This is a genomic window from Arcicella sp. (assembly GCF_964672035.1).
In genome coordinates this window covers 23,713-39,940 of the sequence record NZ_CBABQS010000044.1, presented here as the reverse complement: position 1 = coordinate 39,940, position 16,228 = coordinate 23,713, and the positions used below count along the sequence as shown (strand labels likewise).

The window sequence follows — 16,228 nt, the reverse complement described above, 5'->3', positions numbered from 1 at the left end:
GAAGATTTAACGATTCGCCAAATTTCTTCCAGTAATAATTCGTGGAGTAATGCCAATGGTGTTTCTGCGCATTTTAATGCAGGCGTAGCGTATGATTATTACAAAAATAAACATAATAGAACCTCTTTGAATGGAAAAGGTGGAACCATCGTATCCATCATCAACATAACGGATGAAAATGGAAAAGGCTTCGATAATGCTTTCTGGAATGGTGAATATATGGGCTACGGGAATGGAGCGACGTATTTCAAACCTCTGGCGGGTGGATTGGATGTGGCTGGTCACGAAATGACGCACGGCGTTGTTGAAAATACGGCTAATTTAGAATACAAGAGTCAATCAGGAGCCATTAATGAATCGCTGGCGGATTGTTTTGGGGCCATGGTAGAGAATAAAACTGGCGTAAATTTCTGGAAAATTGGTGAAGATGTCATGAAAGGAACGGCCTATCCAAGCGGTGCATTACGTGATTTATCCAATCCGAATAATGGTGGAAGAAGCCTAAATGACAACGGTTATCAACCTGGTTCGATGAACCAATATTACACAGGTTCGGAAGATAATTATGGTGTACATATCAATTCGGGCGTACCCAACAATGCGTTCTATCGCTTTGCTACGGCAAACGGCATGAATTTAATAAAAGCCGAGAGAATTTATTACCGTGCTTTAACCATTTATTTGACTCGTACTTCAAAATTCCTTGATTTGCGAAGAGCCATTATTCAATCAGCCACCGATTTAAAAGCTTCTGCAGGCGTAACTGATACAGATATTGCCTCTGCAAAAGCCGCTTTTGATGCCGTAGGAATTACTGACCCGAATGCACCAAATCCTTCAACAACTACGCCCCCAACTACGCCAACAACGACACCGAAGGCAGACGTACCTGTCAATACGGGAACGGAGGGTTTATTGAGTTATGACCCAGTAGCCAAAAAGCTGTATAAATCAAGTACAAAAGGAGAAGCAGATGTCAATAGCTTTGTTGAATTAGTGACCAATGTTGTCATTGAAAATAAGCCAACGGTGCCAGATGATGCAACTTATGCCTATTTTGTGGCGGGCGATGGATTTATCAAACGGGTAAATTTAGCGGGAACACCCAAAGTAGAAAACGTATCCTCATCGGGTGTTTGGCGAAATGTAGCAGCATCGAAAGATGGCAAAAAATTAGCAGCTTTAAGGAAATTAGGTACTACTGTAGCAGCGACAGATAAGCAAATTACGGTCTTTAATTTAGCAGCAGGAACGAGTAAGGCCTATACGCTTTATAACCCAACTTACACACAAGGCGTAAACACAGGACAAGTTCAAAATGCCGATGCGCTGGAATGGGATCATCAGAGTGAAAACCTCGTTTATGATGCTTTTAATATCATTAAAAGTGCCACTGGAACAGAATCAAATTTTTGGGATGTTGGTTTTATTAATGTGTGGAATGGCTCCAAAAATGATTTTGGTACGGGGCAAATAGATAAATTATTTACAAGTTTAGAACCAGGTGAAAATATTGGAAATCCATCATTTTCAAAGAATTCAACCAACATAATTGCTTTCGATTATTTCATCGAAAAAGATGATTTAAACTATGTCATTGGCGTAAATACGGAAAGAACCGATGGTTTGGATTTTATCTACGAAAACAATACGTTGGGATATCCAGAATACTCAAGGACGGATGAGTATGTGTTGTATAATTTTCTCACGACGGATACTAAAACCAACAAGGATGTTTTGAATACCTATCAAATCACGATGGATAAAAGTAGAATTAAGGGCGTCGATAAAACAGAAAAATACTTGATTGGTCAGTCGGCGTATGCGGTTTGGTACACGGCTGGAACTCGTGTGTTACCAACCAAACAAAATCAAACCCTTACTTTAAATAAAATTCCAGATAAAACCGTTGGCGACCCTGCGTTTGACGTAACGGTTTCGGCAAGTTCAGCTTTAGCCGTTGGTTTGTCAATTGTGTATGGTCCTGCTACCATTTCGAGCAAGCGTATTACACTTACGGGTATAGCTGGACGAGTGAAAGTTAATGCTTTTCAAGATGGAAATAGTAGTTTTTATAATGTAGCAAAAGCAGATTCATTTTGCGTAAATCCTACAAAACCAACCATTTCAGTGGTAAAAAAGACCGATGCAAATGGAGATTATTGGGAATATACCTCAAGTTCTGCCACAGGCAATGTTTGGTATCGTGAGGGAGTAATTTTAGAAACGTTGCGAGGTGCGCAAGTTGTTCAAATTGTAACAGGCTTGAGATTTAATGTACAGATAGTTACGGCAGATGGTTGTGCAAGTGTTTTATCGGATACTCGCCAAGACCCTGCATTGTCCAAACCTCTTGCAGTAGAGCCTGCCTTGGAGGCAAGCGTAACGGTTTCGCCCAACCCGACAAGCGATGAAATGCGAATTGTTGTTCCTAAAAATATCAGAATAGAATCGGTAAAATTGAATGCCATGTCAGGAAGTCAAGTGCTTGAAAAGCAAGGAGATAAATCAAATACCATGACCTTGAATATTCATAACCTGACCAAAGGAAATTATGTTGTGCAGATAATGACGAATGAGGGAATGGTGGCTAAGAAGGTGACGAAGGATTAATAAGTACAGGAGTGCTGTCATTGCGACCGAAGGAAAGCAATCTGTTAGCTTATGAGAGAAGATATTTAAACTCCTTTTCATCAATCAAACAGATTGCTTTGCTATGCTCGCAATGAAATTTTCCATCAATGAAACAGATTGCTTCGCTACGCTCGCAATGACATTTTTCATCAATTAAACAGATTGGTTTAACAGAACTCCGATTCCCTACACTCGCAACGACAACTATTTTACCTCATCTCAATCCCAATTCCTCTCATCAACATACTGGCATTGAAACTATGGCAAACGCCCGAACGAAGTTTATAATCAAACACTAAATCATCGTTTACCACTTCAGAAGAAAAGCTATAATTTTCCACAAATCCTTGATTATCAAAATCATCGCCCAATTCTACATCGTGAGTTGAAATAAAACCCGATGCCGTTGTGTGGTGCAATTGTAACATCAAAGCTTTAGCTCCTTCATGGCGGTCTTTGGAATTCGTCCCTTTTAAAATTTCATCTAAAAAGTATAAAATTGGTAGTGAACGATACTGTGCGTCCCAGTGAACACTCGCCACGGGTGCATCATGAGCGGTTGTTAATTGTTCATGATCAATTATCAATTGTCCATTGCCAACTGCCAAAATCAACGTCTTCAATCGCTTCAATTCTGCATAAAATGAGGAGGTACCTTCTTCCAAAGAATCTTGTGTACGCATACTCGTAAACACTTGCATACAAGAACAGGCAAACGCCTCTGCACACACGACAGAACCTGCCAAAGCCAACACCAAATTAATCGCTACTGTTCGTTGGAAGGTGCTTTTTCCTGACATATTTGACCCTGTAATGATAATCGTTTTACCTTCACCTACAAGTTGAATATCATTAGCAATACGCTTACTTTTACGAATCATTGGGTGAGCTAATCTTTTGGTTTTTAACAGAATAGCTTCTGTTGAAATATCAGGTTTTACAAAATCTGGATTGGCAAATTTTAGTCCTGCAAAACTATTTAATGTTTCAAATTCAGCAATCGCCGATAACCATTCGGGAAGGCTTTTTTGATGCGATTTTTGCCAGTTTTCTAATTTGATAAAATACTGAATATCCCACAAAAGCGGTACGCCTACGATGAACGCAAAAATCGGATTGGCTCGATTGCCTAACTTATTCAAAATGTCTTCTATTGCACGAATGGCAGGACTTGCTTCGGCAAGTTTAGCTTGTGAGTCTTTGAGTTTTTGATGCGTAAATGTCTCATTAACAATCAGTTCTGATAAATTAGCGTAGGCTTTTAAAGTCGTAGTAAGACGAATAGTTTGGTCGAGGGCATGGCTAACGGTATCATAAATTTGTTTCAAAATAAATCCATGAAAGAGCAACATTAACAAGGGATAACCGATGGGAATATACCCAAAAGCCCAAGCTAAAATCAAAGGAACCGTAAAATAAGGAAGGTATTTGCCGTATTGAAAAAGAGGCTTTTTAATCGTCTCATTTTCAGGTTCCTCACTCCAAGCAATTAGTTTTTGAGTAGGTTCAGAAACTTCCTCAATCAACATGGCGGAGGCTTCTAAATCTTGTCTAAAATCAATTTTAGTAGATAATTCTTCAATGGATGCTTGCCGACCGGGGATTTCAGCCTTTTGGGCTGGAAATTTTAACCAATTTGCCAAAGTCGCTCCGCCCGTGTAAGTATGTGTACGATTGAGCAATTTGAACAGCGATTGTTTGCCGAAAATATCTAAATCAGAAGCATAAAAATGATTGGGTTCAGCAAATTGTTCGCCCGTTTCTGTGCGAGTAAAAACATTATCCAAACGTTTAATTTCATCTTCATTTAATATAAATAAAATTCTGTTTTTATCTCGTAAGTATTTGATTTTTAAGTGTTTTTTTACGGAAAATAAAAATATTGAAATGCCAGTAATAAAAGCAAATACAGCGTAGGTAAAACTAAAATATTGATAGGAAAAATAGCAAATCAAGGCAATTGCCAAGAATAAAATTGCTCGAAAAATTGCCCATTGATTATACTGTTTTTGGAATTGTTCAGTAAGGTTTTGGAAATTGTTTTTTCTGGATTGGAAGGTTTCGATTGGGGTCATATTTATATTTTCAAGCATTCATAATCTCATCATACTCCACATATTTTACACCACTAAGTCCTTGATTAGCAAATTTTTGCATGGCTTTTGCTACGTCAGAAGATTCAATTCCGTGATATTTCCGAAGGCTTCCATACAACAAAGGCGAAAGGAAATTTGAGAGCACAGCGCCTATTTTTTCACCTAAACGATATTCTTCTCTGTCACCTAAAAGCATTGATGGACGGACACACACAAAGTTCTGAAAACCAAGCGATTTCATCTTTTTTTCTAAGTCTCCTTTGGTTCTGAGGTAAAAATTTGAAGAGTCAAAATTTGCCCCAACTGACGAAACTAAGATGAATTGTTTTACACCATTTACTTTGGCAATTTTCGCAATTTCGTAGGGATAAGTACAGTCAATTTTATACTGCGCTTCTTTTGAACCTGCTTTTTTTAGCGTTGTACCCATCGCACAAAATAAATCATCTCCCACGATTTTTGAAGCATCTAATTTATCAAAATCAATTATCTCTTGGATTAGTTTTGAATGGATAATATTAAGCGGTTTACGTAACAATAAAACAATTTTTGAATACGCTTGGTTTTCCAAGAGCTGTTTGACGAGGGTACTCCCTACCAAACCCGTAGCACCTATAATGATGGCTGTTTTCATGGGTAAAAAGGTTTATACTGTTTAATTTTTCAACGGTTCATGTTCAGGTTATTTTGCCATAAACACTTTGGGTATTTTCAATGGAACAATTTTAATTGAAAATTAATTACAAATACTTCTACAACAATTTCCAGCTAATTCCCCATTTCGCCAAGCGATAACGCATCGAAACCCGAAGCACGCCCAAGCCATACTTTGAACTACGGGCAAAATTGATAGAAGATGCTTCATCGAAATATTTGGTTGGACACGTAACTTCCGCAATTTCAAAGCCTTTCCAAAAGATTTGAGCAATCATTTCGTTATCAAATACAAAATCATCACTACATTTTTGGAAGGGTACTTTTTCTAAAACCTCTCTCGAAAAAGCTCGATAACCCGTGTGATATTCGGATAATTTCTGGGATAACATAATATTTTGAAAAAGCGTCAAAAAACGGTTTGCGATATATTTATACATCGGCATTCCACCCTTCAATGCGCCTTTTCCTAAAATTCTTGAACCAAAAACGACTGGGTAAAGGTCATTGCCAATAATCGTAATCATAGCGGGCAACAAGAGGGGAGTATATTGGTAATCTGGGTGAACCATGATCACAATATCAGCACCCAATTCAAGGGCTCTTGTATAGCACGTTTTTTGATTGCCACCGTAGCCTTTATTGACATCATGGCGAATTATATGATTGATTCCCAGAGATTTAGCAACTTCTGAGGTGTTATCGGGACTATGGTCATCGACCAAAATAACCTCATCAACAAGGTCGAAGGGAATTTCATTATAAGTTTTTTCGAGGGTTGATGCTGCTTTGTATGCAGGCATCACAACAACGACCTTTTTATTTTTATACATTTGCCTAATCCGAATCTAAAATTCGGAAATCTTGTTAATGAATTATAAATTACAATATTTTATCAACAAATTAGATACCAAGAAATATGATTTGCTATTTTCTTGGATTAATAAATAAAAATCAACCTAAAAGTGGCACAAAATAAATTACAAAAAATACTTAAATCATATCAAAAAAGACTCATCAATCTGACTTCAAGGAATAAATCTTTGTTGTTATTAAACCTCTCCGCCGAACAGTTTTTAGATATTCATGAACTTGATTTTTTACAAAATAAACCTTCATTTAACCTTATAGAGCAATTAATCGCTCAAAAAAACACCATTTCTCTTTGCGAAATTCATGACCCACGCTTTGAGCGAGTAAACGAAGTAAGTAAGCGTTTACGCAAAATCTCGAGAACTGAAAAATTCATCGAAGAAGAACGGGGTTCGGAAGATTTATACGTGGGTTATCCCATTATCAAAGGCAAGTTTTCGGATGGAACGGTGGTACGTTGTCCATTGCTGTTTTTTCCTGTTACGATTGTTCAAAAAGATGCCCAAATTTGGCAATTACAAACCAGAGATGAGTCAATTACGCTCAATCGTAGTTTCCTTTTAGCTTATTCACACTTTAATCAACGCCAAATTTCGGACGAATTTTTGGAACATAGTTTTGAAGATTTTTCAAAAGATTCGCTCGAATTCAGAACGCAATTATACGAATTTTTGAAAGATTCTCCTCTGAAAATTGATTTTAATAAAGAGTTGTTTGTCAATGGGTTACATCATTTTGAGAAGCAATTGAAATCAGATTTAGACCTTTCTGAAAATAACGGAGAATTGAAATTATACCCCCAAGCAGTTTTAGGAATTTTCCCCCAAGCAGGTTCATTTTTAGTGCCTGATTATGAAGAATTGGTAGAAAAGAGTTTGCAGTTGGCAGAAGTCAGTGAGCCATTAGACGAAAATGAAATTATGGAAGGTTTAGAGTCGCTTTTCCCTGATCCACAATTCACTAATTCTCTAAATGCTAAGCCCAAAGAAGAAAATCTACTAACTCCTTTTGCCGTTGATGCTTCGCAGGAATTGGCTTTGCAACAAATAAAATCTGGGACATCGATGGTAGTTCAAGGACCGCCTGGCACGGGAAAATCTCAACTAATTTGTAATCTGATTGCGGATTTTACGGCTCGTGGCAAAAAAGTTTTGGTCGTTTCTCAAAAACGGGCTGCCCTTGATGTCGTACAAGAACGCCTCACACGGGCCGGAATGAGACCTTTTGTTGGCAATGTACATGATTTTAAAAATGACCGTAAAACCTTATACGCTCAGATTTTGAATCAAATTGAACAAATCGAAGATTATCAAAAGCAAAATCAGAGCCTTGATGCGATTTTTTTAGAAAGAAATTTTACCCAAGAAAGTCGTCAAATTGATAAAATTTCGGATACTTTGCAGGAATTTAAAGATGCCCTTTTTGATGTTTCAGTATGTGGTGTTTCGGTGAAAGAATTATACTTAACAAGTTCGCCAAATCAACCCTTTTTGAATTTGAAAGAAGATTATAAACAGTGCAAATTTAATGAAATAGATGATTTTTTGAAGAAATTTGACCGGTATTTTGTCTATCAAAATAAACTTTCTTCTTCCGAATTCGCTGACTCGTCCGCCGTGGTCAGTGTCCCCACTGACCACAGTCCCGAATTTTGGCAAAATAGATTATCTTTCCAAAACCTCCAATATTCAGAAATATCACAGATTTTGAAGGTTATTCAAGACGTACATAATTTTGTACAAAACCTTGAAAAGCAATCTTTTGAAATTTTCCAAAAGCCAATAAATTTTCAAGAATTAGAAAAGATTTCTGGTGAAAAAGAGCGTTTGCAAAACTTACTATTGACCCTTGGAAATGAGAAAATACATCAAGTTTTTAGTAGAAATATTCAAGAAAAAATTAAACTCAACACCGCAAAAATAAGCGAATTAGAAGTGCAAGTATCCCAATTTTTTGCAGGTCAAGGCATTGAAATTACCTTACCAAGCACTCATTTATTATCTTTTCTGTCAAAATTAAATCAAGCAATCGACACAAAATCTAATGTGATTGGGGGATTAATTTGGGGTATTTTTTCAAAGGAAAAGATTGATATTCAGAATGTTACGATGGCGAATGGTTTAAGTCTTTCGTTAGAAGATTTACAAAAATTACAACAAAGAATTCAAAATCGTATTGGTTTAGAAAAATGGTGGAACGAATGGGAATATTTGTTCGGTGAATCGGTTAATAATGAAGAACCTATATGGTTACGCAAAGGCTATCGTTGGTTTGAACGTCATTTTCAACAATTGTATCAAGCCGAAAAAGTGAATAAAATTTGGAAACCTTTGGTGAAAATATTGCCCTTGTTGTCTGTCTCTCTACAAATGGTTACATGGAACGACTTTCAAAAGCAAATCAATTTTCTAATTCAACAATCACAGCAATTAATTGATAATCAGGTAGTTTGGAATAATTATTTGTCAAAAAAGCAAATTGATATTATCAGCAAATCAAAAGATTTAGTGAACATTAATGCTTACCTAAAAGAAAATTTCGATTTGATGCAAGAATCGGATTCGTTAAAGGCATCTTTTAGTAATTCGGAGTGGTCGATGATAGAATTGTTTTTATCCGAAAAAGAACCTTTATTTAGTTTTATCAACAGTTTGAAATTGGCTTGGATTGAAAATATTGAAGATAAATATCCAATTTTAAGAAGCGTTAGTTCTTTAAAAATGAATCAGTTAGAAATTGATTTGCAAGATTCAGTTCAGAAAAAACAAACCTTAAGTCAGGAAATTTTATTGTTGAAATTGCGAGAATTAACGTATCAAAATTTAGAGAAAAATCGCCTTCAGAATACCATAACTTACCGTGATTTAAAACATCAAGTGGGTAAAAAGCGAAAACTTTGGTCAGTTCGAAAATTAATTACTGAATATTCGGAAGAAATGTTCAAAATTGTTCCGTGTTGGTTGGCTTCTCCCGAAACGGTTTCGGCAATTTTCTCGCTCGAACCCAATTTCGATTTAGTGATTTTTGATGAGGCTTCACAATGTTTTGCTGAACAAGGTATTCCTGCATTATACAGGGGTAAGCAAGTAGTCATTGCGGGCGATTCCAAACAATTGCAACCCAATGATTTATACCGAGTTAGGTTTGAAAATGATACGGACGACGACCCTGAATTGGAAGTGGATTCGCTCTTGGATTTGGCTTGTCAGTATTTGCCACAAACGCAATTAAGAGGTCATTATCGAAGTAAATCTTTGGATTTAATAGATTTTTCTAATCAATATTTCTATCAAAATACTTTATCGTTATTGCCTGATTTTCAAGAGATTAATCTTCAAAAACCAGCTATTGTATTTTTAAAAGTTGAAGGCGTATGGGAAAATAGTACCAACCAAATTGAGGCAGAAAAGGTCATTGATTTAGTCAAAAATATCAATCAAACTTCTCCCGAAAAATCAATTGGAATTGTCACTTTTAACTTCAAACAGCAGGGCTTAATTCAGGATTTATTGGAAGTTGATAAGATAAATCACGAACAGGCTATTTTCGTAAAAAACATCGAAAATGTACAGGGAGATGAACGAGATATTATCATCTTTTCCATCGGATATGCACCTGATGCAAAAGGTAAAATGGTCATGCAATTTGGTTCTTTAAATGGACAAGGTGGAGAAAATCGCTTGAACGTGGCCGTTACTCGTGCGAGAGAAAAAATATACGTTATCAGTAGTATTTTGCCGAATCAATTACGAGTCGAAGAAGCTCAAAATGAGGGTCCAAGATTACTGAAAAGTTATTTGGAATATGCCTTAAAAGTATCAGAAGGAAATTATAAACCGCAAGCCCAGCCTTCAGAAAATTATCGGGCTGAATGGTTATTGAAAGAGCAACTTATTCATGGAGTGGTCAGTGTGGACACTGACCACGGCTTTTATATCAAAGAATTACCATTTGCTGATATAACCGTGAAAAATTTAAAAAATTACGAATCATTAATCTTGACGGACGATGATTTATACTACGAACACCTTTCGCCAAAGGAAACATTCGCTTACATTCCTGCTGGTTTACGGGCAAAAGGTTGGAAATTTGAAAGATTTTTTAGTCGTAATTTTTGGAAAAAATCAATTGATGAAAAGTGACGGCAAGTCTCATCGGCGTTCCATCATCATCACCCTAATTTAGCAATATGAAAAATATTATCCTCCATCTTCGCATACCCTTTTCATTATTCCTCATGCCAGTTTTCTGGTTTGCGGTTAGTCAATCTCAAAACCCCGATTGGGGTATTACGGCAGGGCTTTTTGTGGTCTTGCATTTGCTGATTTATCCAGCCTCAAATGCGTATAATAGCTATTTTGATAAAGATGAAGGCTCAATTGGCGGACTCGAAAATCCTCCCCCTGTCAATATTAAATTATTCTATGTTTCATGGGTTTTGGACATCGTGGCAATTATTATAGCGTACTTCCTCGGAGGTTGGATTTTGAGTGTGGCTTTGATTATTTATAGTTCTATTTCAAAAGCTTATTCTAATGATAAAATACGGCTAAAAAAATACCCAATTATTAGTTGGTTAACGGTGGGTGTTTTTCAAGGAGCATTCACATATTTAACTGTTATTCAAGCCGTTGATAAGATTCCATTGAGCGAAATTTTACAAAATAAATACCTTTTTCCAGCCATTTTGAGTAGTTTAAATCTCTTAGGATTTTATCCCATGACTCAAATTTATCAGCACGAAGAAGATGCACGTAGAGGCGATATGACAATGAGTAGATTATTGGGAATTAGAGGAACTTTCATCTTCACAGCGAGTATTTTTCTTTTTGTTACGATTGAATTTTTCTTCTATTTTAAAGGCGTTCAAATCTATCATTTTCCCGCTTTTGCCGTTTACCTTTTAGTGATGTCTCCCGTGTTGATTTACTTCAATTTATGGTTTTTAAAAGTGCTTAAAAACGAAAACCAAGCTGATTTTTACCACACAATGCGGTTAAATATGCTTGGTTCAGTTTGCTTGAATTTATTTTTTATTTTGTTGTTAATCTCAATTAGGTAATTTATCCCGTAAAAGCCCGAATACCCAAGTACCCGTAACAGCAGAGAGCAACGTCACTGTAATCACGCCAAAACCACTCCCAATCTGAGCAAAAAGTGGACCTGGACAAGCGCCAGTTATCGCCCAGCCGAAGCCAAAAATTAGCCCTCCATAAATTTGTCCTTTTTGGAAGGTTTTAGGAGTAATACTAATTTTTTCACCTGATACAGTCTTAATATTCAGTTGTTTAATTAATTGAATAGAGATCATACCCACCACCACAGCCGTACCAATTACGCCATACATGTGGAAGCTAGTAAGCCTAAACATTTCTTGAATTCTGAACCAAGAAATGATTTCAGATTTGACGGCAATAATGCCAAAAAACGTTCCTGCAAAAATGTATTTTAAGTTTTTAAGAATCATGTTATTTGTGAGTAATACGGTTGCTTCAAGCTTACAGTATATTAAAGCGTTAGTAAAAAAGGTAAAATTAACCAAGTCATCACGAAGCCACCGATCATAAAACATATCGTAGCAATCATAGATGGAACTTGTAGATTAGACAAGCCCATGATGGCGTGTCCAGAAGTGCATCCTCCCGCCCAGCGAGTTCCAAAACCGACTAAAAATCCTCCTAACACCATGAAAATAAAGCCTTTTAGCGTTAATAGATTCTTGAAATTGAACAAATCTGTGGGTAATAATCCAGAAAAATCTTTGATACCCAACGCTGCTAACTCTTGTTGGGTTTGCGGGTTAATCACGATGGCGTTTGGATTTGAAAGCAATGAGTTACCAATAAATCCACCTAAAACGATACCTGCCACGAAAAATAAATTCCACGAATCTTTCTTCCAATCGTATTTAAAAAAATCAATATTTGCGGGAAAACAAGCCGCACAAACCTGTCTGAGCGTAGAGGAAATCCCGAAAGATTTATTGCCCAAAATCAATAAAATTGGGACGGTCAAGCCAATCAAAAGCCCTGAAATTGACCAATGCCAAGGCTGACGAAGTGTTTCTAATATGTTCATTATGAATAATTAGTTGGATATAAAATAGCTGTTATTACGACCGAAGGAAAGCAATTTGTTAGCCTACGGGCGATGAATTTTAAATAAAAATAATGATTGATTCAATTAAAGGCAATTATTTTTCTTATGTATGGAAATTACTTATGTTCAATCTATAAATGTAAAAATCATGTTCGTAGGCATAACAATAATACTCATCAATTGGGTTATGTTTTTCTTCTTTTTGAAGGACAAAAAGTTTTACCCAGCCATCTGTAAATTTTACTGGACATTAGCCATCATTTTCATTCCCTTTTCATGGATTTTGTTTTTGCTTTGGGGTTTGAAGGCTCATACTTTGCAAGAATAGTAATTTTATAAAATTCCAGTCGCAACAATCGCCCCAAACCCACCTTGAATATCCACTACATTATCATAACCCCTTGATTTTAAAATACTTGAAGCCACCATCGAACGGTATCCACCTGCACAATGGATATAATTTGTCTCATCTTTGTCAAACTCCGCCATCAATTCAGAAATCTGTGCTAAAGGAATATTTTCAGATTCTTTGATGTGTCCAGCCTCAAATTCGGTGGTTTTTCTTACGTCTTTTATCGTCAAATGGTTATCTTTTCGGTAAATATCCGCAAAGGTTTCCGCCGAAATTGATTCAACTTCATCAACCTCTTTTCCTGCCATTTTCCAGGCCTCAAAACCCCCTTTCAAATACCCTAAAACGTTATCATAACCTACTCGTGCAAGGCGTTTTATTACTTCTTCTTCACGTCCTTCATCCGCCACAATCAAAATTTCCTGCTGAATATCCCTTACGAGTGTACCCACCCAAGGGGCAAAGTCACCATCAATCCCAATAAAAATTGACCTCGGAATGAACCCTACCCGAAACATTTCTGGCTTGCGAGTATCAATAATTAAGGTGTCAATTGTATTCGCCAAATCCTCAAATTCATGAGGAGTAAGCGGTGTCAATCCTCGCTCCATTACGCCCGTAACATCCTGACTACCAGTCTTATTTAACAATACATTCTTTGGAAAATAAAACGGCGGTGGTGTTAATCCTTCCGTTACTGCCACGATAAATTGTTCCTTCGTTTGTGGTTGCAAAGCATAATTTACTTGCTTCTGATGCCCCAAAGTATCAGAAGTTTCCTTTGACATATTCTTTCCACAAGCCGAACCCGCCCCGTGTGCAGGATACACAATAATATCATCCGCCAAAAGCATGATTTTTTGATTGAGCGAATCATATAAATGCCCCGCTAAATCTTCTATGGTCAGCGAGCCATTTTGTGCTAAATCTGGGCGACCAACATCACCAATGAAAAGGGTGTCTCCCGAAAAAAGAGCAATTTGTTTCTTGTTTTCATCCAACAACAAAAAACAACTCGATTCCATCGTATGCCCAGGGGTATGCAAGGCTTTTATCGTTACATTCCCCAACTTAAACTCTTGATTATCAGTGGCAATAACCGCATCAAACTTTGGATTTGCCTTTGGTCCATAGATAATTGGAGCGTTGGTTTTTTGGGATAATTCTACGTGTCCAGACACAAAATCAGCGTGAAAATGCGTCTCGAAAATGTACTTTATCGTTGAATTATTTCGCTTGGCTTTTTCGATGTACGAATTTACCTCACGCAAAGGGTCAATAATGGCAACTTCTCCTGCCGACTCAATATAATATGCACCTTGAGCCAAACAGCCCGTATAAATTTGTTCTACTTTCATGGTATTTAGTACGGAAATATTTCCCGTACATTAATTCATTTTCTTTGAAAAGTACAAAAAGTAAAATTTTGTACTGTCTTAAAAGGTGTCTCATGATTTTCATTGATACACCTTATTTTTTCAAAATTTTCCTTGAATTTATCCGTCATGGATTCTTCTGAATATTGCTTGATTTCTAAACCGCTACATTGGGTTGGTCCTTGTTCCGAGAATGTTCCAACACTCAAAAAGCCTTCATTTTTAATGTTTGTTTTGGCAATGGAAAGATAGGCTTCAATTTGTCCATTTTCTACCAAAAAGTGAAATGCTGCACGGTCATGCCAAATGTCATATTTTTTAGTATTATCTTGATATTCAGTTATATCTGAAACAATCCATTCAATTTTACTGGCAGATTTACCCAATCTTTTTTTTGCTTTTTCAAGGGCTTTTTCTGAAATATCCAAGACTGTAATATGCTCAAAACCATCTTTCAATAAATAATCGACTAAATAACTATCTCCACCACCAACATCAATAATTTGGGCCGTTTTGGGTAAATTCAAAGAGCGAATAAACGCCAAAGAAGTGGTAGGGACTTCTTGAAACCAACTTACATCAGTAGGGTTTTTTGAGGTAAAAACATTCTCCCAATGCGATTTTTTGTTATTCTCCATTCTTAGAAAAGTTAAAAAATAGTTCGTTACCTTCTCTCGGCTTTACCGAATTATTACAAGGCTCTAAAAGATTGATTTTGAAAGTGTTTGAAAATAAATCTAAATACTCCTCCCTACTTCCACCAAAAGGAGGATTATTTGGAAATTGTACACCAAAAAGCAAGCCCACTAATTTTCCATTTTTATTTAATAATTCACACATTTTCTGAACGTATTTTGGGCGTAAAAGGGGGGCTAAAGCACAGAAAAAAGTCTGTTCTAAAATTAGATCGTATTTGCTTGAATGGGTAAAAAAATCAGCACAAATAATTTTAATATTCTGATATTCAGTCATATATGACTGCATTTTTTCCACTACCAAAGGTGCAAAATCAATAACTGTTACGTCCTGAAAACCTTGTTTTAATAAATATTCAGCCTCGTATCCACTGCCACAACCTGGAATTAAAATACGAAGATTTTTATCCGTTAATTGGTCGATGTACGCCTTTAAAGGAGATGAAATTGTTTTCAAATCCCAGCCAGTTTCTTCCGCTTCGTAGCGGTTATTCCAGTAATCTTTTGAGAGGAAATCTGTCATTTTTTGAGTGATGAGTTATGAGTTTTTATCAAATTAACTCAAAAACAATTAATTTTACGATTTGGAATATTAAGAATACTGTAATTTTTTTATAAATTCATAACTTGTAATTCATAACTATTTCATTACCAGTTCTTTAATTAAAATACAGGTTCCCATCAACAACGTAAACCATCCGAAGACAGGTTTCAATTGTTGGTTATCCAAACGTTTTGAAAGGGTTGTGCCAATTAATACGCCAACAAGTGCCAAGCCAATAAACGTTCCCAGAAAAGTCCAATTCATTTCGTGTTTGCCGAGGTCGCCAGTAAAACCAATTAAGGAATTTATGGCAATAATCATTAACGAAGTCCCAACGGCCAATTTCATCGGAAGTTTTACAAAATTGGTCAAAACTGGAATAATTAAAAACCCGCCGCCAACGCCCACAAAGCCCGTTAGTGTACCTACAACCAAGCCTTCTACGAAAATTAAACTATAATTTACTCGTCTCATAGCCTCCGAAATATCATCGACCTCCTGCCTTTTCCGAATCATTGACCGTGAAGCCAAAACCATTAAAAGCGCAAAAGTTAACATGATTAAGGTATTTTTTGTTAAAATAAAATCGCCGAATCGTGCAATTTCATTGGGAATCAGAGGCATAAAATATTTACGAGTGGCAAATACCATGATAAAAGATGGAAACGAAAAAAATAATGCCGTTTTCGGACTTGCTAAGCCTTTTCTAAGATAATTAATGGATGCTAATGCCGAAGTAGCACCCACAATAAGTAATGAATATGCAGTTGCCAAAGCGGGGTCAATCTGAAAAATATAAACTAAAACAGGGACGGTTAAAATTGATCCACCACCCCCTAATAAACTGAGTAACAGTCCGATAACTGCTGCTAAAATATAGCCTATTAAATCCATAGAGTAATATA

The 16,228-nt window shown here is 36.4% G+C and carries 12 protein-coding genes; 3 read left to right on the top strand and 9 right to left on the bottom strand.

Annotated elements, in window-relative coordinates; genetic code table 11:
* Positions 1–2,613: M4 family metallopeptidase (locus AC1W31_RS12890; protein ID WP_481734864.1), on the top strand; the 2,613-nt coding region annotated here is incomplete at its 5' end.
* 230 nt (positions 2,614–2,843) lie between these two features.
* Here the strand turns inward: AC1W31_RS12890 and AC1W31_RS12885 are convergent.
* From AC1W31_RS12885 to AC1W31_RS12875, 3 genes are all read right to left on the bottom strand, one after another.
* Complete coding sequence (locus tag AC1W31_RS12885; protein WP_481734863.1) at positions 2,844–4,709, bottom strand: MutS-related protein; 1,866 nt, start codon at positions 4,707–4,709, stop codon at positions 2,844–2,846.
* A gap of 10 nt (positions 4,710–4,719) precedes the next feature.
* Positions 4,720–5,364: an NAD(P)H-binding protein gene (locus AC1W31_RS12880; protein ID WP_481734862.1), complete on the bottom strand. Its 645-nt coding sequence runs from the start codon at positions 5,362–5,364 to the stop codon at positions 4,720–4,722.
* A gap of 118 nt (positions 5,365–5,482) precedes the next feature.
* Positions 5,483–6,217 (bottom strand): glycosyltransferase family 2 protein, encoded by a 735-nt coding sequence (locus AC1W31_RS12875; protein ID WP_481734861.1) that lies wholly within the window; start codon positions 6,215–6,217, stop codon positions 5,483–5,485.
* A 132-nt stretch (positions 6,218–6,349) separates the two neighbouring features.
* On the opposite strand from AC1W31_RS12875, the gene AC1W31_RS12870 reads away from it, so the two are divergent.
* The gene (locus AC1W31_RS12870; RefSeq protein ID WP_481734860.1) at positions 6,350–10,399 is read left to right on the top strand and encodes an AAA domain-containing protein; all 4,050 of its coding nucleotides are present in this window, start codon (positions 6,350–6,352) and stop codon (positions 10,397–10,399) included.
* Positions 10,400–10,446: 47 nt separating this feature from the next.
* Positions 10,447–11,319 carry a UbiA family prenyltransferase gene (locus AC1W31_RS12865; RefSeq protein ID WP_481734859.1) on the top strand — a complete coding sequence of 291 codons (873 nt, stop codon included), beginning with the start codon at positions 10,447–10,449 and terminating at the stop codon, positions 11,317–11,319.
* Here AC1W31_RS12865 and AC1W31_RS12860 read toward each other — a convergent pair.
* From AC1W31_RS12860 to AC1W31_RS12835, 6 genes are all read right to left on the bottom strand, one after another.
* Positions 11,308–11,724 carry a DUF6691 family protein gene (locus AC1W31_RS12860; protein WP_481734858.1) on the bottom strand — a complete coding sequence of 139 codons (417 nt, stop codon included), beginning with the start codon at positions 11,722–11,724 and terminating at the stop codon, positions 11,308–11,310. The genes AC1W31_RS12865 and AC1W31_RS12860 overlap by 12 nt on opposite strands.
* A gap of 41 nt (positions 11,725–11,765) precedes the next feature.
* Complete coding sequence (locus tag AC1W31_RS12855) at positions 11,766–12,335, bottom strand: YeeE/YedE family protein (RefSeq protein WP_481734857.1); 570 nt, start codon at positions 12,333–12,335, stop codon at positions 11,766–11,768.
* 354 nt (positions 12,336–12,689) lie between these two features.
* Positions 12,690–14,066, bottom strand: coding sequence for an MBL fold metallo-hydrolase (locus tag AC1W31_RS12850; RefSeq protein WP_481734856.1), 1,377 nt, complete (start codon positions 14,064–14,066; stop codon positions 12,690–12,692).
* Positions 14,067–14,101: 35 nt separating this feature from the next.
* A complete protein-coding gene (locus AC1W31_RS12845) occupies positions 14,102–14,722 on the bottom strand; it encodes a class I SAM-dependent methyltransferase (RefSeq protein WP_481734855.1) in 621 nt (206 codons plus the stop codon).
* The gene (locus AC1W31_RS12840; protein ID WP_481734854.1) at positions 14,712–15,302 is read right to left on the bottom strand and encodes a methyltransferase domain-containing protein; all 591 of its coding nucleotides are present in this window, start codon (positions 15,300–15,302) and stop codon (positions 14,712–14,714) included. The genes AC1W31_RS12845 and AC1W31_RS12840 overlap by 11 nt, the downstream gene beginning before the upstream one ends.
* A 117-nt stretch (positions 15,303–15,419) precedes the next feature.
* Complete coding sequence (locus tag AC1W31_RS12835) at positions 15,420–16,217, bottom strand: sulfite exporter TauE/SafE family protein (RefSeq protein WP_481734853.1); 798 nt, start codon at positions 16,215–16,217, stop codon at positions 15,420–15,422.
* Between the last annotated feature and the right edge of the window lie 11 nt (positions 16,218–16,228).

What these genes read in the sequence shown, in the direction of transcription:
- AC1W31_RS12875 (WP_481734861.1), bottom strand. Translation starts at nt 6,217, where the DNA reads ATGTATAAAAATAAAAAGGTCGTTGTTGTGATGCCTGCATACAAAGCA.
- AC1W31_RS12845 (WP_481734855.1), bottom strand. Translation starts at nt 14,722, where the DNA reads ATGGAGAATAACAAAAAATCGCATTGGGAGAATGTTTTTACCTCAAAA.
- AC1W31_RS12860 (WP_481734858.1), bottom strand. Translation starts at nt 11,724, where the DNA reads ATGATTCTTAAAAACTTAAAATACATTTTTGCAGGAACGTTTTTTGGC.
- AC1W31_RS12840 (WP_481734854.1), bottom strand. Translation starts at nt 15,302, where the DNA reads ATGACAGATTTCCTCTCAAAAGATTACTGGAATAACCGCTACGAAGCG.
- AC1W31_RS12855 (WP_481734857.1), bottom strand. Translation starts at nt 12,335, where the DNA reads ATGAACATATTAGAAACACTTCGTCAGCCTTGGCATTGGTCAATTTCA.
- AC1W31_RS12835 (WP_481734853.1), bottom strand. Translation starts at nt 16,217, where the DNA reads ATGGATTTAATAGGCTATATTTTAGCAGCAGTTATCGGACTGTTACTC.
- AC1W31_RS12850 (WP_481734856.1), bottom strand. Translation starts at nt 14,066, where the DNA reads ATGAAAGTAGAACAAATTTATACGGGCTGTTTGGCTCAAGGTGCATAT.
- AC1W31_RS12885 (WP_481734863.1), bottom strand. Translation starts at nt 4,709, where the DNA reads ATGACCCCAATCGAAACCTTCCAATCCAGAAAAAACAATTTCCAAAAC.
- AC1W31_RS12865 (WP_481734859.1), top strand. Translation starts at nt 10,447, where the DNA reads ATGAAAAATATTATCCTCCATCTTCGCATACCCTTTTCATTATTCCTC.
- AC1W31_RS12880 (WP_481734862.1), bottom strand. Translation starts at nt 5,364, where the DNA reads ATGAAAACAGCCATCATTATAGGTGCTACGGGTTTGGTAGGGAGTACC.